This window comes from Bartonella queenslandensis AUST/NH15, from assembly GCF_000312585.1.
Taxonomy (GTDB): Bacteria; Pseudomonadota; Alphaproteobacteria; order Rhizobiales; family Rhizobiaceae; genus Bartonella; species Bartonella queenslandensis_A.
On record NZ_HE998258.1, the window covers coordinates 1 to 786 of the forward strand.

Consider the following 786-nt stretch of genomic DNA (forward strand, 5'->3'; position numbering starts at 1 on the left):
TGATTTGGTGAATTTCATTTAAAGGTAAGCCCGCACGCATGGCTTGTGCGATATAGCGCAGACGATCAGGGCTTGGGATGGCAATGGCTGAGCGTATAGAATTTTTTTCATCACCTTCAGCATGCTCTGGAATCACAATTTCATCAAGACCAGTAAGTCCTGTTTCAAGTCCACGGAGTGCTTTTTGTAATGATTCCTGAAAAGTACGTCCAATTGCCATGACCTCTCCTACAGATTTCATCGCTGTCGTGAGAACAGGTGATGCTCCAGGAAATTTTTCGAAAGCAAAACGAGGAATTTTTGTCACGATATAGTCAATAGAAGGCTCAAATGATGCTGGTATCGTACCTCCTGTGATATCATTTTTTAATTCATCAAGCGTATAGCCAACAGCGAGTTTTGCTGCTACCTTGGCAATGGGAAAACCCGTTGCTTTTGAAGCAAGCGCTGAAGAGCGAGAGACACGCGGATTCATTTCAATAACAATGAGGCGCCCGTTTTCAGGATTGACAGCAAACTGTACATTGGATCCACCCGTTTCAACACCAATTTCACGCAAGACAGCAATCGAAGCATTACGCATACATTGATATTCTTTATCGGTTAAGGTGAGAGCAGGTGCTACGGTGATCGAATCACCGGTATGAATCCCCATTGGATCAATGTTTTCAATAGAACAGACAATGATACAGTTGTCATTCTTATCACGAACAACTTCCATTTCGTATTCTTTCCNCCCTAAAACACTTTCTTCAATGAGAACTTCTGTTGTGGGAGAAGCTTCAA

The 786-nt window shown here is 42.7% G+C and carries 1 protein-coding gene; it reads right to left on the reverse strand.

The annotated features are described in order from the left end of the window. The coding region (locus BN338_RS10125; RefSeq protein ID WP_039762071.1) for an ATP-binding protein at window positions 1-786 on the reverse strand (786 nt) is incomplete at both ends.